Annotated in this window: 37 protein-coding genes and 4 tRNA genes; 40 read left to right on the top strand and 1 reads right to left on the bottom strand. The window is 63.6% G+C overall.

Annotated features, from left to right (window positions below; translation table 11 throughout):
• Positions 1–129 precede the first annotated feature (129 nt).
• The 30 genes from ACFWU5_RS16455 (at position 130) to ACFWU5_RS16310 (ending at position 16,204) form a co-directional block, all read left to right on the top strand.
• Entirely contained in the window at positions 130–966 is an 837-nt protein-coding gene (locus ACFWU5_RS16455) for a DNA polymerase beta superfamily protein (RefSeq protein ID WP_379267769.1), read from the top strand.
• Positions 959–1,294: a hypothetical protein gene (locus tag ACFWU5_RS16450; RefSeq protein WP_379267768.1), complete on the top strand. Its 336-nt coding sequence runs from the start codon at positions 959–961 to the stop codon at positions 1,292–1,294. The genes ACFWU5_RS16455 and ACFWU5_RS16450 overlap by 8 nt, the downstream gene beginning before the upstream one ends.
• Positions 1,295–1,603: 309 nt before the next feature.
• Positions 1,604–1,792, top strand: a complete 189-nt coding sequence (locus tag ACFWU5_RS16445) for a hypothetical protein (protein WP_379267767.1) — start codon at positions 1,604–1,606, stop codon at positions 1,790–1,792.
• A gap of 345 nt (positions 1,793–2,137) precedes the next feature.
• The gene (locus tag ACFWU5_RS16440) at positions 2,138–2,293 is read left to right on the top strand and encodes a hypothetical protein (protein ID WP_379267766.1); all 156 of its coding nucleotides are present in this window, start codon (positions 2,138–2,140) and stop codon (positions 2,291–2,293) included.
• On the top strand, positions 2,286–2,921 hold the full coding sequence (locus ACFWU5_RS16435; protein WP_379267765.1) for a hypothetical protein: 636 nt from the start codon (positions 2,286–2,288) through the stop codon (positions 2,919–2,921). The genes ACFWU5_RS16440 and ACFWU5_RS16435 overlap by 8 nt, the downstream gene beginning before the upstream one ends.
• Positions 2,922–3,431: 510 nt before the next feature.
• Positions 3,432–5,024, top strand: a complete 1,593-nt coding sequence (locus ACFWU5_RS16430) for a TROVE domain-containing protein (RefSeq protein WP_379267764.1) — start codon at positions 3,432–3,434, stop codon at positions 5,022–5,024.
• Entirely contained in the window at positions 5,021–5,281 is a 261-nt protein-coding gene (locus ACFWU5_RS16425; protein WP_379267763.1) for a hypothetical protein, read from the top strand. The genes ACFWU5_RS16430 and ACFWU5_RS16425 overlap by 4 nt, the downstream gene beginning before the upstream one ends.
• Positions 5,278–6,045 carry a metallophosphoesterase gene (locus tag ACFWU5_RS16420; protein ID WP_379267762.1) on the top strand — a complete coding sequence of 256 codons (768 nt, stop codon included), beginning with the start codon at positions 5,278–5,280 and terminating at the stop codon, positions 6,043–6,045. The genes ACFWU5_RS16425 and ACFWU5_RS16420 overlap by 4 nt, the downstream gene beginning before the upstream one ends.
• Before the next feature lie 49 nt (positions 6,046–6,094).
• Complete coding sequence (locus ACFWU5_RS16415; protein ID WP_379267761.1) at positions 6,095–7,375, top strand: RNA ligase family protein; 1,281 nt, start codon at positions 6,095–6,097, stop codon at positions 7,373–7,375.
• Positions 7,372–7,680 (top strand): hypothetical protein, encoded by a 309-nt coding sequence (locus ACFWU5_RS16410; RefSeq protein ID WP_379267760.1) that lies wholly within the window; start codon positions 7,372–7,374, stop codon positions 7,678–7,680. The genes ACFWU5_RS16415 and ACFWU5_RS16410 overlap by 4 nt, the downstream gene beginning before the upstream one ends.
• Positions 7,677–8,633: an AAA family ATPase gene (locus tag ACFWU5_RS16405; RefSeq protein ID WP_379267759.1), complete on the top strand. Its 957-nt coding sequence runs from the start codon at positions 7,677–7,679 to the stop codon at positions 8,631–8,633. Before ACFWU5_RS16410 ends, ACFWU5_RS16405 begins: the two co-directional genes overlap by 4 nt.
• Positions 8,620–8,820 carry a hypothetical protein gene (locus tag ACFWU5_RS16400; RefSeq protein ID WP_379267758.1) on the top strand — a complete coding sequence of 67 codons (201 nt, stop codon included), beginning with the start codon at positions 8,620–8,622 and terminating at the stop codon, positions 8,818–8,820. The genes ACFWU5_RS16405 and ACFWU5_RS16400 overlap by 14 nt, the downstream gene beginning before the upstream one ends.
• Positions 8,821–8,958: 138 nt before the next feature.
• Positions 8,959–9,117, top strand: a complete 159-nt coding sequence (locus tag ACFWU5_RS16395) for a hypothetical protein (RefSeq protein WP_379267757.1) — start codon at positions 8,959–8,961, stop codon at positions 9,115–9,117.
• Positions 9,110–9,592, top strand: a complete 483-nt coding sequence (locus ACFWU5_RS16390; protein WP_379267756.1) for a hypothetical protein — start codon at positions 9,110–9,112, stop codon at positions 9,590–9,592. The genes ACFWU5_RS16395 and ACFWU5_RS16390 overlap by 8 nt, the downstream gene beginning before the upstream one ends.
• Complete coding sequence (locus ACFWU5_RS16385) at positions 9,592–10,305, top strand: DNA methyltransferase (RefSeq protein WP_379267755.1); 714 nt, start codon at positions 9,592–9,594, stop codon at positions 10,303–10,305. Before ACFWU5_RS16390 ends, ACFWU5_RS16385 begins: the two co-directional genes overlap by 1 nt.
• On the top strand, positions 10,298–10,660 hold the full coding sequence (locus ACFWU5_RS16380) for a hypothetical protein (protein WP_379267754.1): 363 nt from the start codon (positions 10,298–10,300) through the stop codon (positions 10,658–10,660). Before ACFWU5_RS16385 ends, ACFWU5_RS16380 begins: the two co-directional genes overlap by 8 nt.
• On the top strand, positions 10,657–10,884 hold the full coding sequence (locus ACFWU5_RS16375) for a hypothetical protein (RefSeq protein WP_379267753.1): 228 nt from the start codon (positions 10,657–10,659) through the stop codon (positions 10,882–10,884). Before ACFWU5_RS16380 ends, ACFWU5_RS16375 begins: the two co-directional genes overlap by 4 nt.
• A complete protein-coding gene (locus ACFWU5_RS16370; protein ID WP_379267752.1) occupies positions 10,877–11,302 on the top strand; it encodes an HIT family protein in 426 nt (141 codons plus the stop codon). The genes ACFWU5_RS16375 and ACFWU5_RS16370 overlap by 8 nt, the downstream gene beginning before the upstream one ends.
• On the top strand, positions 11,299–11,556 hold the full coding sequence (locus tag ACFWU5_RS16365; protein ID WP_379267751.1) for a multiprotein-bridging factor 1 family protein: 258 nt from the start codon (positions 11,299–11,301) through the stop codon (positions 11,554–11,556). Before ACFWU5_RS16370 ends, ACFWU5_RS16365 begins: the two co-directional genes overlap by 4 nt.
• Positions 11,553–11,708, top strand: a complete 156-nt coding sequence (locus ACFWU5_RS16360) for a hypothetical protein (RefSeq protein ID WP_379267750.1) — start codon at positions 11,553–11,555, stop codon at positions 11,706–11,708. The genes ACFWU5_RS16365 and ACFWU5_RS16360 overlap by 4 nt, the downstream gene beginning before the upstream one ends.
• Before the next feature lie 35 nt (positions 11,709–11,743).
• Positions 11,744–12,286 carry a hypothetical protein gene (locus ACFWU5_RS16355; RefSeq protein WP_379267749.1) on the top strand — a complete coding sequence of 181 codons (543 nt, stop codon included), beginning with the start codon at positions 11,744–11,746 and terminating at the stop codon, positions 12,284–12,286.
• A 1-nt stretch (position 12,287) separates the two neighbouring features.
• Positions 12,288–12,548, top strand: a complete 261-nt coding sequence (locus ACFWU5_RS16350) for a hypothetical protein (RefSeq protein WP_379267748.1) — start codon at positions 12,288–12,290, stop codon at positions 12,546–12,548.
• Positions 12,545–13,159, top strand: a complete 615-nt coding sequence (locus ACFWU5_RS16345) for a hypothetical protein (RefSeq protein ID WP_379267747.1) — start codon at positions 12,545–12,547, stop codon at positions 13,157–13,159. Before ACFWU5_RS16350 ends, ACFWU5_RS16345 begins: the two co-directional genes overlap by 4 nt.
• A 295-nt stretch (positions 13,160–13,454) precedes the next feature.
• Positions 13,455–13,955 (top strand): HNH endonuclease signature motif containing protein, encoded by a 501-nt coding sequence (locus tag ACFWU5_RS16340; RefSeq protein WP_379267746.1) that lies wholly within the window; start codon positions 13,455–13,457, stop codon positions 13,953–13,955.
• A 449-nt stretch (positions 13,956–14,404) separates the two neighbouring features.
• Positions 14,405–14,482, top strand: a tRNA-OTHER gene (locus ACFWU5_RS16335).
• Between the two features lie 384 nt (positions 14,483–14,866).
• Positions 14,867–14,938: transfer RNA gene (locus ACFWU5_RS16330), tRNA-Trp, on the top strand.
• Position 14,939: 1 nt separating this feature from the next.
• Complete coding sequence (locus ACFWU5_RS16325; RefSeq protein WP_379267745.1) at positions 14,940–15,167, top strand: hypothetical protein; 228 nt, start codon at positions 14,940–14,942, stop codon at positions 15,165–15,167.
• Positions 15,168–15,173: 6 nt separating this feature from the next.
• Positions 15,174–15,247: transfer RNA gene (locus tag ACFWU5_RS16320), tRNA-Met, on the top strand.
• 53 nt (positions 15,248–15,300) lie between these two features.
• Positions 15,301–15,375 (top strand) — tRNA-Pro (locus ACFWU5_RS16315).
• Positions 15,376–15,985: 610 nt separating this feature from the next.
• Positions 15,986–16,204, top strand: coding sequence for a hypothetical protein (locus tag ACFWU5_RS16310; protein WP_379267744.1), 219 nt, complete (start codon positions 15,986–15,988; stop codon positions 16,202–16,204).
• On the opposite strand, the gene ACFWU5_RS16305 is transcribed toward ACFWU5_RS16310, so the two are convergent.
• Positions 16,201–16,989, bottom strand: coding sequence for a hypothetical protein (locus ACFWU5_RS16305; RefSeq protein ID WP_379267743.1), 789 nt, complete (start codon positions 16,987–16,989; stop codon positions 16,201–16,203). The genes ACFWU5_RS16310 and ACFWU5_RS16305 overlap by 4 nt on opposite strands.
• A 323-nt stretch (positions 16,990–17,312) precedes the next feature.
• Between ACFWU5_RS16305 and ACFWU5_RS16300 the strand changes: the two genes are divergently transcribed.
• The 10 genes from ACFWU5_RS16300 (at position 17,313) to ACFWU5_RS16255 (ending at position 25,863) form a co-directional block, all read left to right on the top strand.
• Entirely contained in the window at positions 17,313–17,963 is a 651-nt protein-coding gene (locus tag ACFWU5_RS16300) for a cutinase family protein (RefSeq protein WP_379267742.1), read from the top strand.
• A 45-nt stretch (positions 17,964–18,008) separates the two neighbouring features.
• Positions 18,009–18,245, top strand: coding sequence for a glutaredoxin domain-containing protein (locus ACFWU5_RS16295; protein ID WP_379267869.1), 237 nt, complete (start codon positions 18,009–18,011; stop codon positions 18,243–18,245).
• A complete protein-coding gene (locus ACFWU5_RS16290) occupies positions 18,229–18,510 on the top strand; it encodes a hypothetical protein (protein WP_379267741.1) in 282 nt (93 codons plus the stop codon). Before ACFWU5_RS16295 ends, ACFWU5_RS16290 begins: the two co-directional genes overlap by 17 nt.
• 2 nt (positions 18,511–18,512) lie before the next feature.
• Complete coding sequence (locus ACFWU5_RS16285) at positions 18,513–18,770, top strand: hypothetical protein (RefSeq protein ID WP_379267740.1); 258 nt, start codon at positions 18,513–18,515, stop codon at positions 18,768–18,770.
• 49 nt (positions 18,771–18,819) lie between these two features.
• Entirely contained in the window at positions 18,820–19,320 is a 501-nt protein-coding gene (locus tag ACFWU5_RS16280) for a sigma factor-like helix-turn-helix DNA-binding protein (protein ID WP_379267739.1), read from the top strand.
• The gene (locus ACFWU5_RS16275; RefSeq protein WP_379267738.1) at positions 19,317–20,651 is read left to right on the top strand and encodes a PBSX family phage terminase large subunit; all 1,335 of its coding nucleotides are present in this window, start codon (positions 19,317–19,319) and stop codon (positions 20,649–20,651) included. The genes ACFWU5_RS16280 and ACFWU5_RS16275 overlap by 4 nt, the downstream gene beginning before the upstream one ends.
• 305 nt (positions 20,652–20,956) lie before the next feature.
• Positions 20,957–22,156, top strand: a complete 1,200-nt coding sequence (locus ACFWU5_RS16270; protein ID WP_379267737.1) for a hypothetical protein — start codon at positions 20,957–20,959, stop codon at positions 22,154–22,156.
• 61 nt (positions 22,157–22,217) lie between these two features.
• Positions 22,218–23,843, top strand: a complete 1,626-nt coding sequence (locus ACFWU5_RS16265; protein WP_379267736.1) for a phage portal protein — start codon at positions 22,218–22,220, stop codon at positions 23,841–23,843.
• On the top strand, positions 23,843–25,585 hold the full coding sequence (locus tag ACFWU5_RS16260) for a phage minor capsid protein (RefSeq protein WP_379267735.1): 1,743 nt from the start codon (positions 23,843–23,845) through the stop codon (positions 25,583–25,585). Before ACFWU5_RS16265 ends, ACFWU5_RS16260 begins: the two co-directional genes overlap by 1 nt.
• The gene (locus tag ACFWU5_RS16255) at positions 25,582–25,863 is read left to right on the top strand and encodes a hypothetical protein (protein ID WP_379267734.1); all 282 of its coding nucleotides are present in this window, start codon (positions 25,582–25,584) and stop codon (positions 25,861–25,863) included. The genes ACFWU5_RS16260 and ACFWU5_RS16255 overlap by 4 nt, the downstream gene beginning before the upstream one ends.
• Position 25,864: the final 1 nt, after the last annotated feature.

Below are 25,864 nucleotides of genomic sequence, written 5' to 3'. Positions count from 1 at the left end.
CCGGTGACCAGCCAGAAAGACGTCCACGACCTCGTCAACCACCAAACCGCAACCACCAGGAGATCAACCCAAATGAACTCATCTTCATCGGCTGGATCGCTTGGTTCACCTTCGGAAAGGACTGACCCGATGACTCTCATCTACCAGTGGCCGACCAACCCGGTCACGACCAACCCGCACGGCAGCCGCATCCACGCCGATATCGCCATGAGCAGCACCGTGCTCCTCGGTCAGGTCGGGTCCGGGCTCCACGGGGTCACCACGGGCAACGACGACCGCGACGAAATGGGTGTTTGCATCGAAGGACCCGAGTTCGTCACCGGACTCAGCCGATTCGACCAGTACATCTACCGCACCCAAGCCGAGGGCGTCCGGTCCGGTGCCGGCGACCTCGACCTCACCGTCTACTCGCTGCGGAGGTGGGCGGCGCTGGCCGCAGCAGGCAACCCCACCGTGTTGTTGCTCGCGTTCATCCCGCCCGAGGAGATCGTCATCCAGACCGACGTCGGCCGCGACATCCAAGCCCACCCGGAACGGTGGCTCTCCCGCGAAGCCGCACTTCGATTCGGCGGATACCTTGTGTCGCAACGGGATCAGCTCCTCGGCCTCAAGTCGAAGAAGCACACCAACCGGCCCGAACTGGTCGAAACGCTGGGCTTCGACACGAAGTTCGCATACCACATGGTGCGTTTGGGGTTGCAGGGCGTTGAACTGCTCACCACCGGTCGTGTCACCCTGCCCATGCCGCCAGTGGAGCGGAAGTGGTTGCAGGAGTTGCGTCGCGGCGAACACACCCAGGAAGAAGCCCTCGACTGGGCCGCCGACCTCCTCGACCAACTCAACCAGCTCGCCGAGATCGCCGACCTCCCAGCGCAGCCCGATCGTGGCGCGATCGACCGGTGGCTTACCGATACTTACGTATCCTGGTGGGAGCAGCACGGGCTGATCGGCGGCCGTCATGGCTGAGGAGCGGGTGACTCCGTATCAGGCGCGCCTGTACAACGCTGTGATTTTCGGTACCGAGCACGGCAAGCGGAAGCCGATGGAAGTTGTTCGGCGCCTGTGGAAATCGCGGCGGGTGTGGCAGCAGCGGGCGTTGGACGCGGAAGCACGCCTGCGCCTGGTGGAGTCGTTGTGCGGTGCTCAGCAGAGGGCTACACGCAACGGTGCCGCGCCCGTGCGCGCCGACCATCTGGTGTATGCGATGAACCCCGGCGGCTACTTCCGTGCGCCTGAGGGTTTCGAGGCCGCAGTGGAGGTTGCTGCGCAGTTGAGTGCCCGTAAAGCCGCTTAATGGTCAATGTATTGCGCACCCCGCCCAGGCTTTTGGTGGGGTGCGTTATCTTGTTTGCCCGGCTTGACTTCCCGCATATTCTTTGCTTAGCCCACAAAACCGGAGGCGGCACATGAACCCCGACGAAGAATACGCAACCCTCGAAACCGGTGGCACCGACCCAGAATTCCCGTGGATCGAATACGAGGACGAAGACGAATATGAGCAAGACTGCAGCTAGCCTGGTCCTTGCGGGTTTGGTGGTGTTGACCTGGTGGTTTGTGGTGCCCCGATTTCTGTGTACTTTGGTCGTGGCGTCGGCTGGTATCAATGACAGCGATTGACAAAGGCGTGCAAAAGATCACCTGCATATCGCACGGCTGCGACCTCTGGCTAGGCCGCCATTTAGCCGACGACGAAATACGGGCCATCCAAAAAGCCCACCGCATCCAACACGACACCCGCGCCATCACCCCCGCCAACCTGTTCGGTGGCGAAACGGAGAACAACGACTCGTGAACGCGACAGCAACAATCGCCGCACTCTCATTCCTCCTCGTCATCGCAGCAGCCTCCATCGCGTGCGCATGGCTTCTGTGGCGCGCCGATCGCCGAAGTCGTTCTCGACTGTTCGTTCAGACCTTCAACGAGGTCACCGAAAGCGACGTCAAGAAGGCCCTGTGCTCCGGCGGGCTGTCCTCGTTCGGGTACGTAACACGATGATCGGCGACGAGGTAGGTGACGACTTCGACTGGCTCGACGGCGACGAAAACTGTGTGACCTGCGGAATGCACTGGGCCGACTGCGAATGCTGAACCCCCGCCGCCGACCCCGTGAACACCGCACACCACCACAGGAGCAGGCCATGGCCGACGAAACACCGAAATACGCCGACGGCGGCCCCATCCCCGCGGGCACCTGGACCACCAGCACCACCGGCTACCCGGAAACGATCGTAAACGGGTGCGGATACCAGTGGACCCGAACCGAACTCGACGAAGGCGAGGGCCGACGTGAATGAACCCACCGAGCTCGTCGCCGGCGCACGCAACCGGTTCGTCGACGCCACACACGCCCTCATCGGGTTGCGCCTCCACACCGTCACCCTCGGCGACTCCGCGAAAACCACGGTCCTCGACAGCCTCTACACCGAACTCCAAGAAGCGCGGCACGGTGAACAGGCCGCCGACGCCCGCGGGCACACGGTCCCAGGATCCCGGCCGCCGGTCTGGACCGATGCCATCAGCCTCCTCGACGAAATCGACCGGGCTGTTGCGACCTGGTGGCCACACACCCCACCCGCCGACGGCACCGCGGTCACTACACGACGACTCCACGCCCTCGCCGACTACCCCTGGGCGCCCGATGATGTCGCCGTGCTACGCCGCATGACCCGACACCTCAACGCCTGGACCGACCGCATCCGACAGTTACTGGTGGGGGAGCGGGTCTGGGAGTTGAAGGCGCCCTGCCCGGTCTGCGGCGAAACCACGGTGATCGCAGTCAACGGTGCCGGCGAACACGTACGACGAACCGCGTTGCAGGTCACGGTGTCCGGGGCCCGCTGCATCGGCTGCGAAGCAACCTGGGCCCCCGAAAAGTTCCAGGCGCTCGGGGCCGCGATCGGCGTCGAGGGTTTCGCTGCATGAGACTACGGGTTGCATGAATTGCACCAAGGTGTTAGCGTGCTTGCAACAACTTCCCGTTGCGAAGCTCACGGTTACTTCCTTCTTACGAAACACCGTGGGCGCCTTGATCTCGGGGAGACAACTTCACAGGGGCGCTGTTCCGCAGGAGAGGGTTACTTCGCATTCGGAGCGCGTAGAGCAGGTTCAATTCCTGCCGTCCCGCGAACGCGGGATGTAGTGTAATGGCAGCACGCGTACCAGTTCACCTTCCCCGTTTTGATGTCAGCGCCCTGCGTGATTGCCTCCCCGGATGCACGTTTTCGGGTTGGGAGAAACTTCACATGGGTGCTGTTCCGAAGGTTCGGGTTACTTCCACCAACAGCGGGTTGCGGGTTCGAGTCCCGTCGGGCGTCCGCGCCTGTAGCTCAAGTGGTAGAGCAGCCGTCCATAAGACACCTGAACCGCCCCTGATGTCAGCACCCTCAATGTGATGCCTCCCAACACAATCCATCCCGTTGGGAGGCATTCCGCATGTCCAAATTCAACCAGACCAAAGTGCGTGCTGCGGCAACCGCTGTCGGCCCGATCAAGACCAAAGCGCGCAAGACCACCGTCACACATGAGGGTGCCGACGCGCACGTGCGCGACAAGCGGTCGGAACTGTTCCTCCTGGCCGTTTCCAATTTCGTTGGCGAGAACACCTTCTACGAGTCGGCTGACGCCCGCGACACCCGCTTCCGCGACCTGATCGCGAACCGCGCCGTCAAAGACGGCGACTGGACCGCTGAACTGCTCGCCTGGATGCGCGGCCCCGAAGCCAACATGCGCTCCACGTCCCTCGTCGGCGCCGCCGAGTTCGTCAAAGCCCGCCTCGACGCAGGCATCCACGGCGGCAACCGTCAGGTCATCAACTCCGTTCTGCAGCGCGCAGACGAGCCCGGCGAGTTCCTCGCCTACTGGATGACACGGTTCGGCCGCAAGCTCCCGATGCCCGTCATGCGTGGTGTCGGCGACGCCGCTACGCGCCTGTACAACGAGCGCTCGTTGCTCAAGTACGACACCGTCTCGCACGGGTTCCGGTTCGCTGACGTCCTCGAACTGTGCCACCCGCCCAAGTTCACCCCGAAACAGGGCGACCTGTTCCGGCACGCGATCGACCGCCGCCACAACCGCGACAACCCGATCTCCGAATCGTTGACGATGGTCCAGGCCAACGCCGATTTCAAGCAGCTCGCCAGCGCAGACATCGACACTATGACCAAGGACGGCGAACTCGCGGCAGCGCTCACCGAAGCAGGCATGACCTGGGAGCAGCTCGGTGCGTACGGGGCGTGGACCGCGGCACGGTGGGAAGCCATGATCCCGTCAATGGGTTACATGGCGTTGCTTCGTAACCTGCGGAACTTCGACGAGGCTGGCGTGTCCGACAAGGTCGCCGCGCAGGTCGCTGCGAAGCTCGCTGACCCTGCCGAGGTTGCGAAGTCGCGGCAGTTCCCGTTCCGGTTCCTGTCTGCCTACGAGGCGGCGCCGTCGCTGCGGTGGGGTCATGCCCTCGACCAGGCCCTCGGGCACTCGCTCCGGAACCTGCCAGTGCTCCGGGGCCGGTCGCTGATCCTGATCGACACCTCCGGGTCGATGCAGAACAGCGTGTCGGGCAGGTCGCACATGCAGATGGTGAAGGCCGCTGCGGTGTTCGGTGTCGCGCTCGGTGTTCGCAATGCTGCTGGTGCCGACATTTTCGGGTTCGCGTCGGGCGAGTTCAAGCACACCGTCCAGGCGGGTGCGTCTGCCATGCGCGAGATCGACCGGTTCATCGGCCGTGTCGGCGAAGTCGGGCACGGCACCGACATCGCGGGCGCGGTCCGCCGCCAGTACGACGGGCATGACCGGGTGTTCATCATCTCCGACATGCAGACCTGCAGCCCTCAGATCACCGCCACGGTCCCATCCAACGTGCCTGTCTACGGGTTCAACCTCTACGGGTACCGTCCGGCCGCGTTCGAACTGGGCGCGAACCGTCACGAGTTCGGCTCCCTGACCGACTCGACGTTCAAGCTCGTGCCGCTCCTCGAAGCGGGCACCGACGGCGGCTGGCCGTGGGAGAAGGACGAGCAGGCCGCGTGACCCTGCGTAGCCGGATGTCCCGCTGGTGGTTCGACTTCCATCAGCGGGGCATCTTCACGCACTGCTTCGGCGTTTTCTGGTGGTGCATCGCCGACAACATCGCGCATTCGTGGCTGCGTGTACCCCTCGACCAGGACTTGTGCGACGACACCGAGGACTGGCCCGACGTGCCGGACCACTGGGGTTACTGGATCTGCCGACGGCACGACGCCGCACTCAACCGCAACGCGCTCCACGAAGTCGAAGAAGGATCATGAACGCTTGGGAACAGCTGGCCCCGACCAGGGTCATGATCGCCGGCGACTGGCACGGCAATTCGTACCATGCTGTCGACGCGATCACGCACGCAGCCGAGCAGGGTGTCGAAGCGATCCTGCATGTCGGCGACTTCGGGTATCGGTTCGCACCGACATTTCTGGCAAAGGTGCAGCGCGCACTCGAAGACACCAGGCTCGCCCTTGGTTTCGTGCCAGGGAACCACGACTCGTATCTGTACCTTGACCTCCGCGAACAAGAACACGGCGTCACCGCGATCCCGTTGCGCCCCAACCTGTTCTACCTGCCACGCACCTACCGGTGGACCTGGTCCGGGGTGTCGTTCCTCGCGCTCGGTGGCGCACACAGTGTTGACCGGTTGTGGCGGGCACGCGGCGAATGGTGGGCACGCGAAACCATCGGTGCCGGCGAGGCGTTCACCGCGGCCAACGGTGGCCACGCCGATGTCATGATCTGCCACGACGTCCCCGACGGGGTTCGCATCCCCTGTATTGAGGGTAATCCGCATGGATTTCCTGAATCGGAAATCGTTGCAGCGCAACGGCATCGCGAACAGTTACGACGGGTCGTCGACGTAGTCCAACCGGCCCACCTGTTCGCTGGCCACTACCACTGCCGTCTCGACACCACCCTCGACGGCGACGACTACCAAACCGTGGTGCACATCCTCGATATGGACGGCGGGCGTATGAGCGACAACGTCATGGTTGTCGACCTCGCAGGCCTGGGCACCGCAACCCAATGAACAGTGCAATGCACTAGACGAACAGTGCAATGGCTTGTACCGTTGGGGTATGACGCTGAACCCGCCAGCAAACCCCAACTACGCCTGCGTGGTCGTGAAACTCGCCGCGGTCAACCCGCTCGACGGGTGCGACAACATCGCCGGCGCGCCCGTGCTCGGCTACCAGGCAATCGTCGGAAAAGACCGGGCTGCTGGTGATCTCGGCGTGGTGTTCACCGCCGAGACCCAGCTGTCCGAGGAGTTCGCGCGAGTCAACAGCCTGCACTCCGACACCGAACTCAACGCCGACCCCGCCGTGAAGGGGTACTTCGCGAAGAACCGCCGCGTCCGAGCGATCAAGCTCCGCGGCCACCGCTCCGACGCCTTCTTCGTGTCGCTGGACTCGTTGTCCTACACCGGTTTCGACGTGTCGAAGCTCCAGCCCGGTGACACGTTCGACGAGCTCAACGGTCACCCCATCTGCACGAAGTTCGAGCGGCCCGTGAAGGGCAACAACGCGCGTACCCCGCAGCAGAAGGCGACGAAGAAGTTCGTGCGTGTCGATGCGAAGTTCCTGCCTGAGCACTACGACACCACCCGCTACTTCGGCAACGAGCACCTCATCGACCCTGAGGCGCGCGTGGTGATCACGCAAAAGCTTCACGGCACGAGCATCCGGATCGGGAACACGGTCGCGAAGCGGTGCCCGACGTGGCGTGACAAGCTCGCGACCCGGTTCCTGAAAGTCCCTGTGGCCGAGTACACCTACGACACCGTCTACGGGTCGCGGAAGGTCATCAAGGACCCGAAGGCCGAGCAGAACCACTTCTACGGCACCGACGTGTGGACTCACTACGGCAGCCGTCTCGACGGCCTGATCCCGCAGGGCTTCGTTGTGTATGCGGAGCTGATCGGCTGGACGCCCGAGGGCGCACCGGTCCAGTCCGGCTACACCTACAACGTCCCGCAGGGTGAGGCGGACCTGTACGTGTACCGGGTCGCGTACGTGAACCCGCAGGGCATTGTCACCGACCTCGCGTGGGGGCAGCTCGTCGAATGGTGCGCCCAGCTCGGGTTGAAGACGGTCCCGGTGCTGACCGAGATGGCGCACAAGGCATTCGACCCCACCGACTGGCTCGACCGCCGCTACTACGACGAGGGCTACGGCCAGGCGATCCCGCTGTCCGGGTCGAAGAAGCTCGTCGACGAAGGCGTATGCATCCGCACCGTCGACAGCCTGCACCCGACCACGTTGAAGGCGAAGTCGCCGATCTTCCTGCAGCACGAGACGAAGGCGCTCGACGACGACGAGTCGGCCGACCTGGAGGCCGAAGGCGGTGTCGCCGCATGAGCGTCGAGTTCGCGACGTTGGAAGGCCGTAACACTCGTGCGACTTTCACCCCGACGCGTACTGCGGTGAAGGCTTCCGGTCACAACACTGTCTCTCGGAACGACCTTGTCTCTGCGGCCGTCGTTGTCAGGTCGCGGCTCGTCCCGATCGAGCGCAGCTGGCGAGGCGTAATCATTTCCTCGGGCAACGCACCTCAGCTGCGGTTTCGGTTGGTCGCCGGTAAAGGCTCTGTTGCTGAGCACCGCGAGGTCGTTGTCGATCGTGCCACCATGCAGGTCGTTCGCGATGAGGTGATCGCGCGATGACCGCCCATGACCTGGTTGATGTGATTCCCGTGCTGGCGCGCCCGACGGTGTTCATTCCGCGCGGGTATCCCGGTGCGGGAAAGACATGCCTGTTTGCTTCGCTGCGGAAATCGCATCCAATGCTGGCGCGGGTATCGCGTGATGATCTGCGCGCGACCCTGTTCGCGGCGGAAGGTCGCCTCTCGCACGAGCAGGAAGAGATCATCTCGAAAGCTGAACGCGCCCAGGCCGCCGCGCTGCTAGACGGCGGCTACGACGTGTTCATCGACGCGATGAACCTGCGCACCCAGTGGACGCGCGGGTGGGCGAACTTCGCTGCCCTCCACGGTGCCGACGTCGCCGTGATCGACCTTGACACCTCAGTGGACGAATGCATCCGCCGCGACGCTCAGCGTGGCGCTGGGGGCGGTCGGATGGTGGGGGAGGACGCGATCCGAGCGGTCGCACGGAGGTTCCCTCGCAAGCATTGGGCGAAGGTGGAGCCGTCACCGGATCTGCATTTCTACCCGACCCCGTACGTGCCGAATCCGGTGCTGCCGCCGGCGTGGATCGTCGACGTTGACGGCACGCTCGCTGAGAAGGCGCCGGATCGGGGGATCTACGAGTATTCGCGGGTCCGGGACGATAAGCCGATCGCGCACACCGTGGAGGTGGTGCGGAAACTCGCACAGGATTCGGCGATCATCATCCTGTCGGGTCGTGACGACGATTGCCGTTCGCAGACGGCGGATTGGTTGCGGTGGAACGACATTCCGTGCACTGCTCTGCATATGCGTGCGACGGGTGACAAGCGGCCGGACTACATCGTCAAACACGAACTGTTCAACGAACACCTGCGGGACCACTTCCACGTTCTCGGCGCGTTCGACGACCGCCTGCAGGTGTGCCGTCTCTGGTACCGCCTCGGTGTGCCGTTGCTCCGGTTGGGGGTGCCCGATCATGACGATTTCTGACCTGGCCGGCTCCGAGTGGGAGTCGAAGGACGGCACGCGGGCGCTGGTTGTCCTCCATGAGGCTGCTGCGTGGCGTGGTGACCGCCATTTCCTGGTGAAGGGCATCCGGGGGCCGAACAGGCAGCGGCTGATCAGCATGACTGGTCTGCTCGGCGAGTACCGCCGGATCGAGGCGACCGGTGGTTGAGGGCCGTCCGATCAAGGAGGCCGCGTCGGGTTACCGGTGTCCTGGCCACGTCAAGTTCGCGACTTCGTCGCCGTGTTTCCCGGGTTGTGGTGAATCCTCCACGGCCCCAATTGATCCTGTTCGAAGGAGTGCGACCTGATGATCAGATTTCTGTTCGGTGTGTTCTGCGGAGTCGTCTCCGGTGCTGTCACCTGGTGGCTTTCCGCCGATCCCGGTGTGACGACTGTTGCGGTGTTGGCTGCGGCTGTCCTCGCGTGGGTTTTCGGTGGCCTGGCCTTGGTGCTGTTCGATGAGTGACCGCGACACCCTGGCCGACCTGATCGTGGACAGCGGCCTGGACCTCGACCGTGGCCCATACGTCGAAACCTGGCCGGAAGACGAACGCGAATACCACCGGCGCCCCGGATGGCTGAGCTTCGATCACCGGGGGCGGGCGATGCAGGCGTACCGGCGCGGGAAGCTCGCCGATGCCGTGATCGCGTCCGGGTGGCGTCCACCCGCCCGCGAGATCACCACGGCCGCCCAGGCCGACACGTTCCCCGTCGGCACCATCCTGCTGCACGCCGACTGCCCCGACGACGGCCCCTGCATCTGGAGGCGGGCGTGCGCCCCCTCGGAAGTCGAAGACGCGATCGATGGCGGCGCATTCGACCACATTCACTGGACGGTGTGGGCCGACCACGAAACGCGCTACGACAGCGAAGACCTCGAATGCCACGCCGACCACGGCGGCACCCTGCTGGCCGTGTACGTCCCCACCGAGGAGGCCTGATGCTGCGTGAGCCGTACTACGCCGACGAGCACGTCATGCTCTACCACGGTGACTGCCGCGAGATCGACGCGTGGCGCGGCGCCGACATCCTGGTGACTGACCCGCCGTACGGCCGCGATTGGAAGCAAGGTGCCGGGCTGCTCAGCGGGCACGGGGGCAGCCATTCCCCCGCAGGGCACCGGGGGATCGCGAATGACCGAGATACCACGGTCCGGGACACAGCGCTCGCTGCGTGGGGAGATCGGCCCGCCGTCGTGTTCGGCGACCCGCTCATCACACCGCCCCAGGCGGCCCGGCAGGCGCTCGTCTACGCGAAACAGTCGGATTCGGGTGTGCGTGGAGCGCTCGCTGGATTCCGGCGCGACGTGGAAATGATCTACCTCGTCGGGAAATGGGGCGCAGGAATCGGCGGCGAATCATCAGTCCTGCGCGCGACGGGGCTGATGGCGGGCGAACACGGTCTTGCCGCACGATCAGGTCATCCTCACGCGAAATCCACGGCGGTGCTTGAGGTGCTAATCCAGCGGTGCCCATCGGGCATGATCGCCGATCCCTTCGCCGGATCAGGTTCGACTCTGATTGCCGCGCGCAACCTGGGCCGACGCGCGATCGGTGTCGAGATCGACGAACGCTACTGCGAGGCCGCCGCCAAGCGGCTCTCGCAATCCGTCCTCGACTTGGGCGTCCCCACCGAGGAGGCCGATCGTGGCTGATATCGAGCCTGGCCTGTTCGGCCCGCCGCCCGGTTGGACACCGCCCGAAGCTGTGGTGCCGGAGGACCTTTCCCGCGGCGAGAAGCGTCAGCGACTGGTCGAGCGGCGTATCCGTGACGGCATCCACCCACTCGGCTACATCGGCTTGCACAAGGAAGCCGCCCGCGAAAGCGAGGGCGGCGGGTTGCGTTGCGGCACATGCCGACATCGGGAGGTCGCCCGGTACCACAGCCGCAGTTACCCGAAGTGCTGGATCAACGACGGCGCACGGGCCACACACGGCGAATCGTCCGACATACGCGCGTGGTGGCCCGCCTGCACCGACTACCAGCCCACCGAGGAGAAGACCCGATGATCCGCGAGGTCACCTACTACCAGGCCATCTGCGACAAGTGCGGAGTGAGCGCGCACGAGGGTGGCGACTTCTCCGCATGGGCTGACGCGACCAATGCGCTGGCGGAGGCCGAGGGCTGCGACTGGACAGCACCTGGCCCCGCCTCGCTGACTGTCGATGGCCCGCACTACTGCCCGGATTGCACTCCCGCCGAACCCGCCGAGGAGGCGACACCCAATGCCTGACAACTGCGTGTTCTGCCGGATTGCCGCGGGCACCGCACCGGCCACGATCGTCCGCGAATGGGAGGACGCGATCGTGATCGTCCCACTAGGCCCCGTAGTCGACGGGCACGTCCTGGTGATCCCTCGCCGCCATGTCCCGGACTTCACGTCTTCGCCCACGGTCACAGCGACGGTGATGGGGCGTGCCGCCGAGTACGCCGAACACCTTGCCCGCCCGGCGAATCTGATCACCAGCAAGGGCCGCGAGGCGACCCAGTCCGTGTTCCACCTGCACGTCCACGTCGTTCCGCGTTCGGCTGATGACGGGCTGATGGTGCCGTGGGGGACCGTCTACGGCGACGACCCGCAGGCCCCGCACTGGTGCCGTGTCGCCGAGCAGCAGGCCAAGCGGATCGACGAATTGGAGGCCACCGAATGACCGATGATCGTGACACCGCGTTCAACCTGGCAGACGCCCTCGCTGACCAAGAAATCCAGCTCAAAGAAAAACTGGTCGCCGCACGCAAAGCCCTCCGCTTTGAACAAGCCGAAATCGCCGAGTGGATGCGCGTCGACGTGCACACGATTGCCGAGTTCGAGCGACTGGACTCCAACCCGACCCTGTCCATGATCCGCAACTACGCCTTCATGGTCGGGTGCCTTGTCAAGTACGACGTCGAGGTGACGCAGTGACGGCGGTGATGCTCATCCTGTGGTTGCTCGTCGCGGTCGTGGTGTTGGCGTTCCTGTTCATCGTCATGGTGATTGTCCTTGCGCTGCTAGAACTTCGGCGCGCGGTCGACGTCGAAACCCGCGCCCCGCACACCGGAACTGAGGGCTGCTGATGTACAAGGCGCTGACTATCCCCTGTTGCGGGTGGATGTCGATCGAGACCGCGTACCCGGAAGACCGGGCCGGGTCGTCACGGTGGTTCCACGGCCGCGGTCGTTGCGATGAGCATGTGTGGTCGTTTCCGTTGTGGGGGTGGACGGTCAAGGTGTACGGGCGCGGCAAGTCGTACCGGAAGCTGACCGGGCTGCCGAAGTACTCGATCGACTGGATCATCGACGAATTCGACGCCTCTTTCAACGATCTCGCGGTCGCGTCTTTGCGCTACCACATGAACTTTTCGGTCTGCTGGTGCTCCGACGAACAACGCACCACCTACATGGATTTGGTTGCCCGGCTCACCGAACCCGCACCGACATTCACCACCGCCGAAATGGGGATCCTGAACCCACCCGGCTGGACCTTCGAAGACGAATTCGAACGACCCCCGAACGGCAACTGCCGGATGCGCGAATCAACCCCGGAACAAAAAACAATCTATGCCGCATTCCGGGAACGCGAACACGCCTACAACGAGCGGATCCGCCAGGCCCGCCACGACTTCGTTGACATCATCCCCGAGCTGTGGAGCTGAGATGACCTGCCCCGAATGTGATGTTCTGCTGGGTGAACCGACCCCGGAACGGCTCGAATTCCACCGGTTGTGGATGCACCCAACGAGTGTCGAGGTTGCGGAGGTGTGGCCGGCGATCGCTGGCACCGCAGCACGGGCCGAGTTCGCTGTGCTGGATTCCGACATGTTGCGTACCCGTGTGCTGCTCGACGAACTGCACCAGCTCTTGCTGCGTGCGATGACGTACGTGGACGCCCAACTGACCGAGGAGGTCACGCTGTGAACGATCTATGGGACGACGTGCGCGCCTTTAACGCCGCTTGTGGCGTGCCTATGCGCCATACACCGGGTTGGGTATCCGACGCGGAAACCGAGCTCGCCCTGCGCCTGGTGGTGGAGGAACGTGACGAGTTGCTGTTCGCGTTGGCTTCCCGGAACCTGGTCGAGGCCGCTGATGCGATCGCGGACAGCCTGTACGTGCGGGCAGGGTTGCTGCTGCGACTCGGGTTGGCGCACACCCACATTCATGACCTGATCACCACCTCAACCGAACCACCGTCGTGGGCGGATTACGACGCCACGCACACGATGGCCTACATCGGTGACGAGTTGGAGAAGGTTGACCAAAGGATCCGGGACGCGGTTGGTGCCCGCGATTTGGTGGAGGTGGATGCCGCTGTCCACCAGTCGATGTACCAGGTGTCCGCGTTGGCGATCATGTTGCATTTGCCGATGGACCGGGTGTGGAAAGCGGTGCAGGACAGCAACATGGCGAAGTTGGTGGACGGCAAGGTGATTCGCCGCGACGACGGGAAGATCCTCAAACCCGCTACGTGGTCGCCTCCGAACATCGCGGGCGCGCTCGGTCTGGACGTGATCGAGGACGCGGCGTGACCGGGCAGCCGAGGCAGGGGCAGCACACTGGCACGTGCGGGTACTGCGGGAAGCGGTTGTTCAGGTCGCGGCGGGACGCGAAGAGTGCGGCGCGGACGGCGTTTCCAGGTGAGCGTTTCAGCGCATATGAGTGCCCGGTGACTGTTGGGTATTGGCATTATGGCCACCTTGCACCGGAGGTTCTGTCCGGGGAGGTCCCTCGCAGCACGTTCTATGGGCCGCGCGGTGTCGGTGTGGTGAGGACCATGCAGGGGACACGGAAACCGGTCATCAAGAAGTACAAGGGGGATGCAGCATGACGGGGGAGGAAAGTGCCCATGACCACTTCGGCAGTAGCAGGCTTCCGCCGCGCTTCTGGCGGAAGGTTCAGAGGGACGCCGCGACAGGTTGCTGGAGATGGGTGGCTGCGAAGAGTACTACCGGATATGGAAAGTTCGCATTGGTCGCCGTAAGTCCCGGATATGCGCATCGAATTTCGTACATTGAGCTAGTGGGACCCGTGCCAGAGGGGTTGGTGCTGGACCATCTGTGCCGAAATCGGCTATGCGTCAACCCGGCACATCTGGAACCGGTTCGGCAAAGAATAAATGTACTGCGTGGTGAGTCGCCCGTTGCGGCGAATGTACACAAGACATTCTGCGCAAATGGGCACCCCTACGACGAGAAAAACACGTATCGGCGTCCTGGTGCGGACAAACGAGGATGCCGATTGTGTAGGCGCGCGGCGTACCAACGTTGGGTGCAAAACAAGGCGAGCGGCCATCATCCGATGCGCGAGGAAGGTAGGGCGGCGTGATCGGGGTGATTGTTGCGGCGCGGCAGACGTGTTTTGCGTGTCCGTCTGCGTGGGATGTGGTGACGGCGGACGGGGTTCGGTTGTATTTGCGGTATCGGGGTGGGTTGATGTCGTGGGCGTGGGATTTGGGTGACCGGTTGGTGCGGGGCGGTTCGGTCGAGCATGGAGATTCGTTGGCGGGGGTGTGCACGCTCGAAGAGATTTGTGAGGTTTTGGGGTTTGGGCTGGATTCGCGGGCATCGTATTTGCCGTTGCCGGATCCGAATGAGGGGTTTGATTTCGATGACAACCCACCATGGACTGTTACTGAATTGTGATCTTCAACCTCAAAACTGTGTCCGCTGGATGCTATTGTTCGTTCGTGCATTTCGTGTGCCCAAAAACAGGCCGGTAACCCGACCCGCCCAAACCGCTGATGCACCGGTTTGGCGCTGAATAACTGAATAACCGTCCTTCTAGCCCAACTGGTTTTAGAGGCGCCGCACCAGAATGCGGTACAAGTGCTGGTTCGAATCCAGCGGAGGACGCAAAGCATCGGTTTAGCGGCCGATGCTGGTGGTGACAGAGTGAGCGGTTCCCGCGTGATCGGGCCGCGAATGTGTGCGATGTCGGCATCCTGACGGGCAAGTGCCTGAGGGAAGGCGTAGCTGCCGGAAACCGATGCCTTCGCGGGCAAGTCGCAGCACCGGGTACTAATCCTTACGGTCCGTGCCCCGGTCGGAGTCTAGGCAACTCCCCACCCACTAACTTCCTCGGGTAACGCTGGGCTTCGGCCTACCCCCGAGGGTCTTTGAATTGCTGCGCACAGGATGCGTGGAGCAGTGAGGTCAAAGCTCACCAGTCCATTTCGGTGGGCGACTACATAGGCAATCGGTCTGCAGGACATTCGCGCCTGCAGGCCGTTGTCTTTTATGGGCGTAGCTCAGCGGCAGAGCGTCGGTCTCCAAAACCGTGCGTCGGAAGTTCGAATCTTCCCGCCCGTGCGTGAATCAGACACCATCAGTAGGCCGAATCGTTCATTACCAGTCCTATGGCACCCCTGGCGGCGAATACCTACCCGAACCGCGCGCTGCGGTCATCACCGAGCTCTCTGGTCCTGACGGCACGGTCGGGCTTTGTGTACTGAACCCCACCGGCATGTTCTTCAACGAGAACGTGAAGTTCGCCGAGACCCCGACGCCGGGTCATTGGAATTGGCCGCCGCGCGTCTAAATGCTTTGCGGTGTGGAGCAGCTCGGTTACCTCGCTGGTCTCATAAGCCAGAGTCGCGGGTTCGAATCCCGCCACCGCATCAACGATGCCCGTCAAGGCTAGAGCTTAGGCTTCCTTACTTCGACGGGCTCATCCGCCCGTAGGGAAGTTTGGCCATCCCGCCTGCCTTGGGTGCAGGAAATCGCGCGTTCAAATCGCGCCGGGCAGACGAGACCCCATGCGCTCGGGTTGTACATCGGGGTCGGGATGACCACCCGCCCGATAACGCCGGAAGTCACCGGAAGCCGAAAGGCGAAGCGCCGACCTGGGGCACGTCGTGCGAAACTGCCCCTAGACAATCCTACGCCTCCGTGTAGCTATCCCTTTTTGCAATGCAAATGGCAGAGTGGCCTTCGTGTGCCTGTGACCTGCTGTTTTCTTTTTCACATGTATTCGGCGGTGCACGTTGGCGATGATGGTTCCCCGGAACTGCAAATACGGGTGCTGCCCACCACCAACACACAGCGCCGCCCGGCACCGCGAGAAGCGTGCCACCGCAGCCTGGATGGACGAACACGGTCACCCCGACGACACAGAACAGTTCGGCTGTCTGATCGACGGGTTGAGGTGCCTATGCCACGACCCAGCCTGCGAATCCCCGGAAGGGCCCTGGTGGAGAACACCTCTGAGACCGTGAGACAAACCGTTCGTACGACCAGCGATGTGATCGCTGACGCACTCGAAATCGAGTCGTTCGCGGACGAGGTCGATGCCGTGCTGGCCCTGTACGACGACATCCCGCGCACCTACGCGCACTTCACCGCCGAGATCCCCTGACAATGCGAATGCTCGGCGCCGCGGCCAGACGCCCCGTGTGCGTATTCTGCGGCCCCACCGCCGGCGACTTCATCGACAAACGTGGGCAACGCTCCCGCGAGAAGCAGAACCTGCAGCGTTGGGTCAACGAGTACGAAGACCCCGCCGACGTGCTCGACCGTGCCTGCCCGAAGGGCGGCCCGGACTGCGACTGTGCGCGATACCGAGAGGGCGAGTTCTAGGACAACCCAGCGGCTTCGAGGTCATCTAGGACATCTCGAACCTTGTCTTGGAGATCAGCCAACGCGTCAGTCAGATTGCGCACCTGCGTTGTTCGTGGAATTTCGATGACTTCGGTGTAGCCGATCTCGGTCCGTACTTGCAGCTTCGGCGGCAAAGGCCCTAGGTTCGGGATCCTGAACCTGCCCGAGGCGACAACAGCACCCACGGCCATTTCAACCCCGGGATGAGCGCCAACGTTCAAGACTTCGACTACGGGCTCCGTGGTGATCTTCATATCGACCGACGAGTAGTTCGTAACGACCACCGAACGGTGCTTGTCCGCATTGACAAGATCACGCAGGATCGCCAACGGGTGAAGCTCTGGCTTCGGCTGTACCCGGTACGGCTGAACTTCGTTTACGGCCCGGTAGATCGGGCGGTCGAACCATCTAGCTTTGGTCTCCATCTCGGCGCGCTTGTCCACGATCGGGAACTTGATCTTCTCTTGAGGAAGCTTCGGGTTCTTCGCACGGATGTGCTCAAAGACCGCATGATCGAGCGCTGCTCGTAGGTTCGTAAGAATGTCACCTACGATCGTGGACCACTCGTCCGGCTGGTCGTGCGCCGACTTCACGACGATCTGGAAGTGGATTTCGTCGCAGGTTGGATGCGGTTGCCGGATCTGGGGTGTGAACTCGTAGGGGTAATCCTTGCGGAACACCCGGACTCGTTCGTTGAGGTCCACGAGATGAACGTGCGCTCGGTCCAGCTTGAGCCGCGCAGACGTAAGACCGGTGATCGGCATCCGACCATCGTACGCACAGGCAGAACGATGCCCAACTCAATTCTCAACTGCGCGTATTGGCGTAGTGCGACCTCCTGCGCGAGGTAACGCAAAAGGTAGTCGGTGTCTGCCAGGAGAACTCCCACCGCTCGATTTCGCCACCACCCTCGTACCCCAATCCGCTAGGGGTCGCCGCGCCTTCTTACAGGCATTGGCCGCAGGGGATCTCAGGTGGCGGGGCCGCTGGCAGCGTCACCGCGCCGCGGCCCGCCCGCCGGTCCGGTTTTCGCTACCTGGGAGCCGGCGGGCCCAGCTTCACTAGCTCTATTGGCCGGGAGGCCACCATGTTCCAACACGCACGCCTGCTCACCGCCACGCTACTGGCCGCTGCCGGGTTGATCGTTGCACCCGCCACGGCCAACGCTGGCGGACCCACCTGCCAGGACACGTACACGTTCGGTGCCGGCGGCTTCGAAATCAACGCCCACGGCACCGGGCAATCCTCGACCTACATCCCGGCAGACCAACCCGTCGGATACAACTCGGTCGACCTCGTCGCCGGTGTTGCCGAGCTCGACCGCCTGTTCCACGACTACCGAAACCGTTGCCCCGGCACGCATCTGAAGATGTTGGGCCACTCGGGTGGTGCCGCGGTCGTCCACATGTGGGTGTCCCAGCACACCGATGAACCCAACGCCACCGCCATTCTGGTCTCCGACCCGAAGCGGGTCGCGGGCCCCGGCAGTGCTGGGATCGCAGCCAACCCGCTCGCCATCCCCGCCGACTGGATCGGGATCTTCCGCGGCGCCGCCGGCGCCGACGCCAACTTCGGCGCGTTCCCTGTCCTGACGATCTGCAACGCCGGCGACTGGGTATGCAACGAATCCGCCGGGCTCCGCGGCTACCTCACCACTGGTGTCCACGGCCGATACAACCTGAACCCGCACGCATACCCGAACTACGCCCGCGGCGTGTGGTTCCCGCCCGTCTACTGAGCCACCCGCAACTGAACAGGCACAACGACTTTGACGACGATCACCGTGTACTCGCGCCCGAACTGCCAGCCCTGCAAAGCAACCGTAAAAAAGCTGGACCAACTCGGCGCCGTGTACACCAAAATCGACGTCACCCAGGATCCCGACGCCCTCGAACTTATTCGCGGGCTCGGGTACCTGCAGGCCCCCGTGATCGTCGTCCGCGACGGCGGCGAGGTGATCCACTGGGCAGGTTACGCCCCCGACAAACTGAGGTGGGTTGCCGATGCCACGCACTCCTGAACAACGCGAAGCTGACGACGCTCTCACTGACGCGATCGAAACCGTGTGGCGGGCCTACGATCCCGACGACGACGATCCCGGTCTGCTCACCGACTACCTGGTGATCGCAGTGCGCCGCGGCTACTCCGACGACGGCGACCCCTGGTCGTGTGTCGGGTCGCTCACCCGCGACGACAGCGTGCCCGTCCACATCCAACTCGGATTGATGGAACAGAAACGCGCGTCACTGATCGCACCAGACTTCTGCCACGACGAAGAGGAATGACCGTGCGTGGCACACACGCGTGGTTGCTCCTCGTCGCCGCGACCACCCTCTACGAACTGCACGCACACCCTGACGAGTTGTTGACCGCCGTGTGTGAACGTGCACGCCAACACCACCCGATCTTGGTCCCCGCCGCGATCATCACGACCGCCGCGCACCTACTCGGGCTGATCCCCACTGCTATCGACCCATTTCACCACGCCCACCGTTTGGTGTGGCGTCACCGGTCCGCCCAGGAGGCGACCGCCCCCACCACCTAGAACGCGAGCCAGGGCCAGGAGCCCGCCGCGCCCTGGAGGTCCCGCCGTTATGGCACGAAAAAACACTGTCCCTGTCGAGACGCTCGTCGAGACGCAGGAAAAACGCAACAAAGCCCTGCAGCTCCGAATGTCCGGCAAATCCCAAGCCGAGATCGCCGAAGAACTCGGAGTGTCCAAATCATCGGTCTCCCGGTACGTGTCCACCGCGATCGCCGCGATCACCCGCGAAAACGCCGAAGAGTACGTCGAACTTGAGCTGTCCCGCCTCGACGCCATGTGGGCAGCGATCTGGCCCCGGATCGTCAAACCCCGCAACGACGAAGAACGCAAAGCCCAACCGTGGCTGATGGACCGCGCCTTCGAGATCATCGAGAAGCGAGCGAAACTGACCGGCACATACAAAGCTGCCGAGCTCAAAGCGATCGCCGACGCCAAGGGCGGCGTGTCCAGCGAAGCCACCAGCATGGTCGGCGAGTTCTTCGGCAAGCTCCAAGAACTTGTGGCCGCTGACGAACTTGCCTCCCGCGCAGACGAAGGTGCACCGGAGTGAGCCTCGATGGTCTTCCGTTGTCGCGGAAGCAGATCGTCAGCATTGTGGAATCCCGGAGCTACCGGACGTCGATCTGGTCCGGCGCCGTCCGCTCCGGCAAGACCATCGCAAGCATTCTGGCGTTCTACGATGCGGTCGCGCACGCCCCTGACTCCGGGCTCATCCTGATCGCCGGCCGCACCCTGCAAACCATCGAACGCAACATCCTCGAACCGATGCAAGACGAAACCGTGTTCGGGCCCTGGGCGACCGAGGTACACCACACAAGAGGCTCGAACACCGCGGTGATCTTCGGCCGCATGGTCTGGTTGATCGGCGCCTCCGATGTGCGCTCCGAAGGCAAACTCCGCGGCCTCACAGCGTGTTTAGCGCTCGTCGACGAAGCCACCCTGCTCCCAGAGTCATTCTGGACGCAGTTGCTGGCCCGCCTGTCGGTGCCCGGTGCCCGCTGCCTGGCGACAACGAACCCGGACAACCCGAACCACTACTTGAAGGTCAACTTCATCGACCGGCAACACGAGCCGGAAATGGATTTGCGGTCGTGGAACTTCACTCTCGACGACAACCCCTCGTTGAAACCGAAGTTCGTTGCCTCGATCAAAGCCGAGTTCACTGGTCTTTTCTACCTGCGGAACATTCTGGGCCGCTGGGTGGCTGCCGATGGCGCGATCTTCGATATGTACGACCCAGACCAACATGTGGTCCCGTGGGACGATCTGCCGGAAATGCGGTGGATTGTCGGTGTCGGTGTCGACCACGGCACAACCAACCCCACCCACGCGGTCATGGTCGGCCACGGCGTCGACGACTGCTTGTACGTGATGGACGAATGGCGGTACAAGGCATCCGACAAAGCTGCCCGCTGGACGAACGTGCAACTCTCACAAGGGTTACGCGCCTGGCTGAACGAGCCGCATCACCCCAGCGACCCCGAAGAAGGGGCGGCGTGGCGCGGCTACGTGGTCGTTGACGGTGCCGCCGCGGACTACCGGGTGCAGTTGAAGCAGGACGGGTTGCCTACTATCGTCGCCCAAAAGGACGTCTTGTACGGAATCCGTACTCTCACCGCGCTCGTCGCGTCAGGTCGTCTGAAATTCGCTGACCGGTGCACCGAACTGCTGAAAGAGCTCCCCGGCTACGTGTGGGACACGAAGGCCACGGAAAAGGGAAAAGACGAGCCGGTCAAACTCAATGACCACGGCATCGACGCTCTCCGCTATTGCGTGGTCACCACCGAACGTAAATGGCGGCGACAGATCAAACTCAACGAACTTCCAGTCGCGGTCGAAACGAACGAGAACAAACCAGTCGAAGTGCGGTTCGCCGCATGAAAACTGGCGGTTTGCCAACACTCATACGATTGGTGCAACCGATCTTGGAGGTTGGAATTGAGTTTCGCCGACGACGCATTCGAACTGCGGCAACGCACACGCAAACCCAGGCCATGCGCCACCGGGACATGGTTGTCGTCACTCGATGAACGCGACCGCCAAGCATTCAAAACACTCCTCGTCGACGGCCGCCCAATAACCCACGTGTGGCGGCTCGCCGTCAAAAACGGACTCGACGCCGCCGAAACACGGTTCCGAGTCCACTGCCGCAACGACTGCGGCTGCTACGCCACGGAGGTCGCCGCGTGAGCCTGGCCGACGACGCCGCCAACCTCCCCGGCCGCGAACCAGCGAACAAAGGCTCCATCGACGTCACCGGCGACGGCGCGACCGTCAACAACGTGGTCGTCGAAGCGCCGATCAATGATGACTGGACAACCGTCTTCGCCCTGTTCAACCTGAACGCCAGCGAGTTCGAAGTCGTCGACGACACCGTCCGCATGTCGACCTGGCAGCAGTCCAAAGCCCAAGATGACGGCACCCGCGACGTCGTGCAGCTCTACAGCTACAGCGCACGTTTTCGGCGCCGAAAGGCTTCCGACATCTCACCCGAGACGATCGCAGCATGGCGAACCTCGCTGCAGGCGAACCCGCTTCCTCAGGCACGGCTGGCCGATGGCGACAACACGTACGTGATCCTTGTGGCCGACCCGCAGCTTGGGAAGAAGGGGACCGAGGAAGCGGTCGCGAACTGGCGCCGCGGCGTCGAAGAGCACATCGCCCTCGCGCGCACCCTAGCCTCGCAGATCAGCGCCATCCATATTGCGTTCATGGGTGATGAGACCGAAGGCGTCTGCAACAACTACGGCAACCAGTCGCACACCGTCGAACTCAACATGTCCCGGCAACTAGAGCTGGACTTCGACCTGCGGGTGTGGACGATCAAGGAAGCCGCCTCGCTCGGCCTGCCACTGTCGGTGTCGTCAGTGATATCCAATCACGGTGAGTGGACCCGCAACGGGACCAAAGACCCTGTAACCACACAGGGCGACAACGCCTCCACCCACATCGCCCGCCAAACGAAGAAGCTGTTTGACGAACTCGCCGAACACGGCGCCGCCCCCCGCATCACCTGGCACATCGGCGCCGGCGACCCCGCAGTCACCCTGACGTTGTCGGGTGTGCCCTGCTACTTCTCCCACGGCTACATCGAGAAGGGCCGCGGCTCCTCATCAGAGACCCGCACCCGCAACGCGATCGAACGCCAAATCCTCGGACGGACAGAAGAACTCGGCGCCACGTCGCTGTTCTTCACCGCCCACTATCACCACTTCTACTCCCAGGAATTCGAAGGCCGAACCCTTTTCGGCTGCCCGGCCCTGGAAGCGGAACGCTCCTCGGAATACATGCTCAACCAGTACGGCGTGTGGTCGCCCGCCGGACTGTTGGGCCTGGTCGTCGGCGAACACCACCAGCGTGGTTGGTCGAACCTCAATGTCTTCTAACCCAACTTCATAGCGCCGCGGCATTCTGCGCGCGCACACCACCTGGAGGTGGCGCATGCCGATGCCCGAATTCAGTGGCGCTTGGCCACCTGAGCCGTGGGATGTCGCGCAGTCCGCCTACGACCTCCACTCCGCGTGGGTTGCCGGCGACACCGACGTGCTGGCCGCGTTCTACGCCCAAAACCCTGACGGCAAACCCGCCAAAACCCGGTCCGCCCAGTACTCCACCGGCGTCATCGGCAAAGTCGCCCGCTGGTTCTGGGGACGCCCCCCACAACAAGCAACCAAACGCCTCCACATTCCTGCCGCTGCAGACGTTGCACGCACCTCGGCGGACCTGCTGTTCGGACAACCGCCGCAATGGGTCCTCAACCAGGGCGACGCCACCAACCTCGAAGCGGCACAAGACCGGCTCAACCAACTGCTCGAATGCGACGACGCGACCGCGACCTTCCTCGAAGCCGCTGAACTGCAGGCCGCCCTCGGCGGAGTTTTCCTACGGCTCTTTTGGGACAGCGAAGTCACCGACAAGGTGATGTTGTCCGCTGTCGGCCCTGACGCTGCGATCCCGGAGTGGCGTTACGGCAAACTCGCCGCGGTCACGTTCTGGTCGATCGTCGCGACGGACAAGCGCGGCACGTGGCGGCATCTCGAACGCCACGAACCCGGCGCCATCGAACACGCCCTGTACTGCGGGGACAGCGACCACATCGGCCGCCGCCTGCCCCTCCAAGAGCAGGACGCGACCGCGTGGGCTGCCGAACTCGTTGACCAGAACTCCTCGATCCCGACCGGCGTGAAAGGCCTTACCGCCGCCTACATTCCGAACGTGCGCCCCGCCCGCAGGTGGCGCAACGTCCCCGGTTTGTCCCCGTTGGGTCGATCCGACTTCGAAGGCATCGAGCACCTGTTCGACGCCTTGGATGAGGCGTGGTCGTCGTGGATGCGTGACCTCGATCTCGCGAAAGCCCGCTTGTTCGTGGCCTCGTCATTGCTGGAACAAGACGGTCCAGGCCAGGGCGCGTCATGGGATCCCGAACAGGCGATCTACACCCCCGCCCCGGCCGACGACATGATCGAAGGCGGACCCAACAGCCTCGTCCAGGCACAACAATTCGCGATCCGTCACGCCGAACACCAAGCCACCTGCACCGCACTGATGAACCGCATCCTGGTCTCCGCCGGATACTCCACAGGCGACTTCGGCGACGACCAACTCGCCGGCCAGATGACCGCAACCGAAGTCACCGCCCGCAAAGACCTGTCCAACCGGACACGATCGAAAAAGGCGTTGTACTGGGGCAGCGCGATGGCCCCACTGGCACGCACCATGCTCGACCTCGACGAACTCGTCTACGGCGGCTCGTACGGGTTGCAGGCCGACCCCGAGATGCAGTTCCCGGTCCGCGTGGACCAGGACCCGGTCCAACGGTCGGTCGAGATCGCGAACCTGCGCACAGCACAAGCGATTTCGATCGCCGCGTCGGTTCGGAAGATCAACCCGAACATGTCCTCCGATGAGGTCGACGAAGAAGTCGCCGCGATCAAAGCCGAACTGGCTGAGCTCGCACCCGACCCGGAACCGTTCGGCGACAGCGACTTCGACACAACCCCAGAACCTCACAGCGACCTCCAACCAGACAGCCCGCTCCCCGAGGACGGTGACGAGCTCGACAAGGCGGCCTGATGCCTCTCACCCCCTCCAACGGTGACAAGCACGCCGCACCCCTGATCCGGTTGTACCGGGTTCTCGAACTCGCATTGTGGCGGATCCTCGCGAAACTCCTCGGCCTCGAAAAGGGGTGGGGGAGACGCTGGCTGACACGAATGCTGATGCGGCTACCGAACTTCCGCAAAGCGACCCGCCGCGTCATCGACAACACCGCCGAACACGCGCCCGGCATGGTCGCGACCGCGATCAACCGAGCCTGGCGCGACGGGACTACCGCCGCGCGCGGCGACACCGGATCCCGCACCGAGCACCACGATCCTGACGCGGTGCGCGACATCATCGACCGCGTCCTGTCTGGCCTTGACACCGCACACCGCGGCGTCCTCGCCGACACCGAGAACATCTACCGGCGGGTCATCGACGAAGTATCTCGCGACCCGAACATCACCAACGACGCCGAGCTGCACAACCTCCTACGTGAAGCGCTACGACGGAACGCCCGCTTCGGGTTCGTCGCCACCACCGACCAGCACGGCCGCCGACGCGAACTCGTCGCCTACGCCGAACAACAGATCCGACACGGTGTCACGACCGCCGAAGTCGAAGGGTTCTGCGCCCAAGCACGCGCCGACGGGCACGACCTGATCACCATCTCCGACGTCCCCGGAGCCTGCCGACTCTGCGCCCCCTTCGAAGGCAAGACCTTGTCGATCAGCGGCGAATCCCGAAGCTGGGTCACCCACAACAACAGCGCTGGGCAACCAGTGGCCGTGTGGGTGCTGTGCTCGCTCACCGAAGCGATGACCCGCGGCCTCTACCACCCCAACTGCAGGCACACCGCCAAGGTATGGACCGCCGACGACCCCGCACCACCACCCGCCATCCGCGCCCCCGAACCTCAACGGGTCGCGCGCCGAACCGCTACAGCCGCGAACCGGAAGACCCGATCCGCGAACAGGATGGCCGCGGCGTCGATGCCCGCTCCCGCGAACGCGCTGGGCTGGCCAGGTAGGAAAAAGCCGAACACCGTCAAGGTCGGCAAGGTCATGGTAGCAAGGTCTCTCTACGACGACGCCCGCACCGCGGCAGAGGTAGGCGACCTCCTCGCCCAACGCTTCGGATTCGACGTCACCGGCTTCGACAGCCCCGGCGTCGACCTCGAAACAGCCCGCGAGATCGCCCGAGCGGTCACCGACATGCTCCGCAAGTACGAGTACGTCGACCTGCGCGGTGTCCACATCTCCCAAGACGCCACCGCCGGCAACGCCTACGCCTGGACCGTCCCGAACAAGGACCCCAGCGGCGACTGGTACAGCGAGATCCACTTCAACCTCGACTACGCGACCAACCCGAAAAAGCTCGCAGCCAGCTCAAAGAACGACGTCGCTACCGGGTTCCACGTACCGAACTCCCACCTACGCCCCGCGTACTCGACGGTTGTGCACGAGTTCGGCCACGCCCTCGACTTCAACACCAAAGCGAAGGCCCGCAAGGAGATCGGTCCCGCACTCCTCAAGTACTGGGAGCCGCGGTACGGTGATCCGAACGAGCCGCTCCACGTCACGTTCCAACGGTTGCGAAAGTGGGAGAACCAGCTTTCTGGGTACTCGTTCAAGAAGCTGGACAAGGCCGTGATCGAACCCGCCGAAGCCCTCGCCGAGGCGTTCGCCGACGTCGAAATCAATGGTGACAAGGCCAGCGAACCCGGTAAAGTGCTACATGCCCTGCTCCTCAAAATGTCACGAAGGACGCCATGATCCCGCACAGCACGACTCCGCTGACCGACGCTGAGCTGCGTCGCCAGTTCGAGTGGGCGCTCGCGGAGGCGCAGCAGGGCCGCGGCCGTACCGGTCTTTCGCTGGATGGTCAGGTGCAGGAAGCCCTGCTGAACATCATGGACGCGACACCTTCTGTGCCGGCCGATTTGATCGACAAGGCGCGGTCGGCGTTCGCTGACCAACTCGCTGGCGTGGTCGGGCCGTCACGGCAGGACGAACTGCTGGCGTTGTTGCAACAGTCGCGCCGCTCGGCCTGAT

The organism is Nocardia sp. NPDC058640 (assembly GCF_042716995.1).
In the GTDB taxonomy this organism is placed as follows: domain Bacteria; phylum Actinomycetota; class Actinomycetes; order Mycobacteriales; family Mycobacteriaceae; genus Nocardia.
The sequence above is the reverse complement of the archived record's forward strand: the minus strand, read 5'-3'. Positions and strand labels throughout refer to the sequence as shown.

Bases quoted from the DNA above. Each gene is read 5' to 3' on its own strand.
- ACFWU5_RS16355 (WP_379267749.1), top strand. From the start codon at position 11,744: ATGTCGATCGAGACCGCGTACCCGGAAGACCGGGCCGGGTCGTCACGG.
- ACFWU5_RS16375 (WP_379267753.1), top strand. From the start codon at position 10,657: ATGATCCGCGAGGTCACCTACTACCAGGCCATCTGCGACAAGTGCGGA.
- ACFWU5_RS16415 (WP_379267761.1), top strand. From the start codon at position 6,095: ATGACGCTGAACCCGCCAGCAAACCCCAACTACGCCTGCGTGGTCGTG.
- ACFWU5_RS16395 (WP_379267757.1), top strand. From the start codon at position 8,959: ATGATCAGATTTCTGTTCGGTGTGTTCTGCGGAGTCGTCTCCGGTGCT.
- ACFWU5_RS16290 (WP_379267741.1), top strand. From the start codon at position 18,229: ATGCCACGCACTCCTGAACAACGCGAAGCTGACGACGCTCTCACTGAC.
- ACFWU5_RS16400 (WP_379267758.1), top strand. From the start codon at position 8,620: ATGACGATTTCTGACCTGGCCGGCTCCGAGTGGGAGTCGAAGGACGGC.
- ACFWU5_RS16455 (WP_379267769.1), top strand. From the start codon at position 130: ATGACTCTCATCTACCAGTGGCCGACCAACCCGGTCACGACCAACCCG.
- ACFWU5_RS16420 (WP_379267762.1), top strand. From the start codon at position 5,278: ATGAACGCTTGGGAACAGCTGGCCCCGACCAGGGTCATGATCGCCGGC.
- ACFWU5_RS16255 (WP_379267734.1), top strand. From the start codon at position 25,582: ATGATCCCGCACAGCACGACTCCGCTGACCGACGCTGAGCTGCGTCGC.
- ACFWU5_RS16350 (WP_379267748.1), top strand. From the start codon at position 12,288: ATGACCTGCCCCGAATGTGATGTTCTGCTGGGTGAACCGACCCCGGAA.
- ACFWU5_RS16305 (WP_379267743.1), bottom strand. From the start codon at position 16,989: ATGCCGATCACCGGTCTTACGTCTGCGCGGCTCAAGCTGGACCGAGCG.
- ACFWU5_RS16365 (WP_379267751.1), top strand. From the start codon at position 11,299: ATGACCGATGATCGTGACACCGCGTTCAACCTGGCAGACGCCCTCGCT.
- ACFWU5_RS16265 (WP_379267736.1), top strand. From the start codon at position 22,218: ATGCCCGAATTCAGTGGCGCTTGGCCACCTGAGCCGTGGGATGTCGCG.
- ACFWU5_RS16430 (WP_379267764.1), top strand. From the start codon at position 3,432: ATGTCCAAATTCAACCAGACCAAAGTGCGTGCTGCGGCAACCGCTGTC.
- ACFWU5_RS16445 (WP_379267767.1), top strand. From the start codon at position 1,604: ATGACAGCGATTGACAAAGGCGTGCAAAAGATCACCTGCATATCGCAC.
- ACFWU5_RS16340 (WP_379267746.1), top strand. From the start codon at position 13,455: ATGACGGGGGAGGAAAGTGCCCATGACCACTTCGGCAGTAGCAGGCTT.
- ACFWU5_RS16405 (WP_379267759.1), top strand. From the start codon at position 7,677: ATGACCGCCCATGACCTGGTTGATGTGATTCCCGTGCTGGCGCGCCCG.
- ACFWU5_RS16300 (WP_379267742.1), top strand. From the start codon at position 17,313: ATGTTCCAACACGCACGCCTGCTCACCGCCACGCTACTGGCCGCTGCC.
- ACFWU5_RS16440 (WP_379267766.1), top strand. From the start codon at position 2,138: ATGGCCGACGAAACACCGAAATACGCCGACGGCGGCCCCATCCCCGCG.
- ACFWU5_RS16280 (WP_379267739.1), top strand. From the start codon at position 18,820: ATGGCACGAAAAAACACTGTCCCTGTCGAGACGCTCGTCGAGACGCAG.
- ACFWU5_RS16260 (WP_379267735.1), top strand. From the start codon at position 23,843: ATGCCTCTCACCCCCTCCAACGGTGACAAGCACGCCGCACCCCTGATC.
- ACFWU5_RS16370 (WP_379267752.1), top strand. From the start codon at position 10,877: ATGCCTGACAACTGCGTGTTCTGCCGGATTGCCGCGGGCACCGCACCG.
- ACFWU5_RS16385 (WP_379267755.1), top strand. From the start codon at position 9,592: ATGCTGCGTGAGCCGTACTACGCCGACGAGCACGTCATGCTCTACCAC.
- ACFWU5_RS16450 (WP_379267768.1), top strand. From the start codon at position 959: ATGGCTGAGGAGCGGGTGACTCCGTATCAGGCGCGCCTGTACAACGCT.
- ACFWU5_RS16310 (WP_379267744.1), top strand. From the start codon at position 15,986: ATGCGAATGCTCGGCGCCGCGGCCAGACGCCCCGTGTGCGTATTCTGC.
- ACFWU5_RS16390 (WP_379267756.1), top strand. From the start codon at position 9,110: ATGAGTGACCGCGACACCCTGGCCGACCTGATCGTGGACAGCGGCCTG.
- ACFWU5_RS16410 (WP_379267760.1), top strand. From the start codon at position 7,372: ATGAGCGTCGAGTTCGCGACGTTGGAAGGCCGTAACACTCGTGCGACT.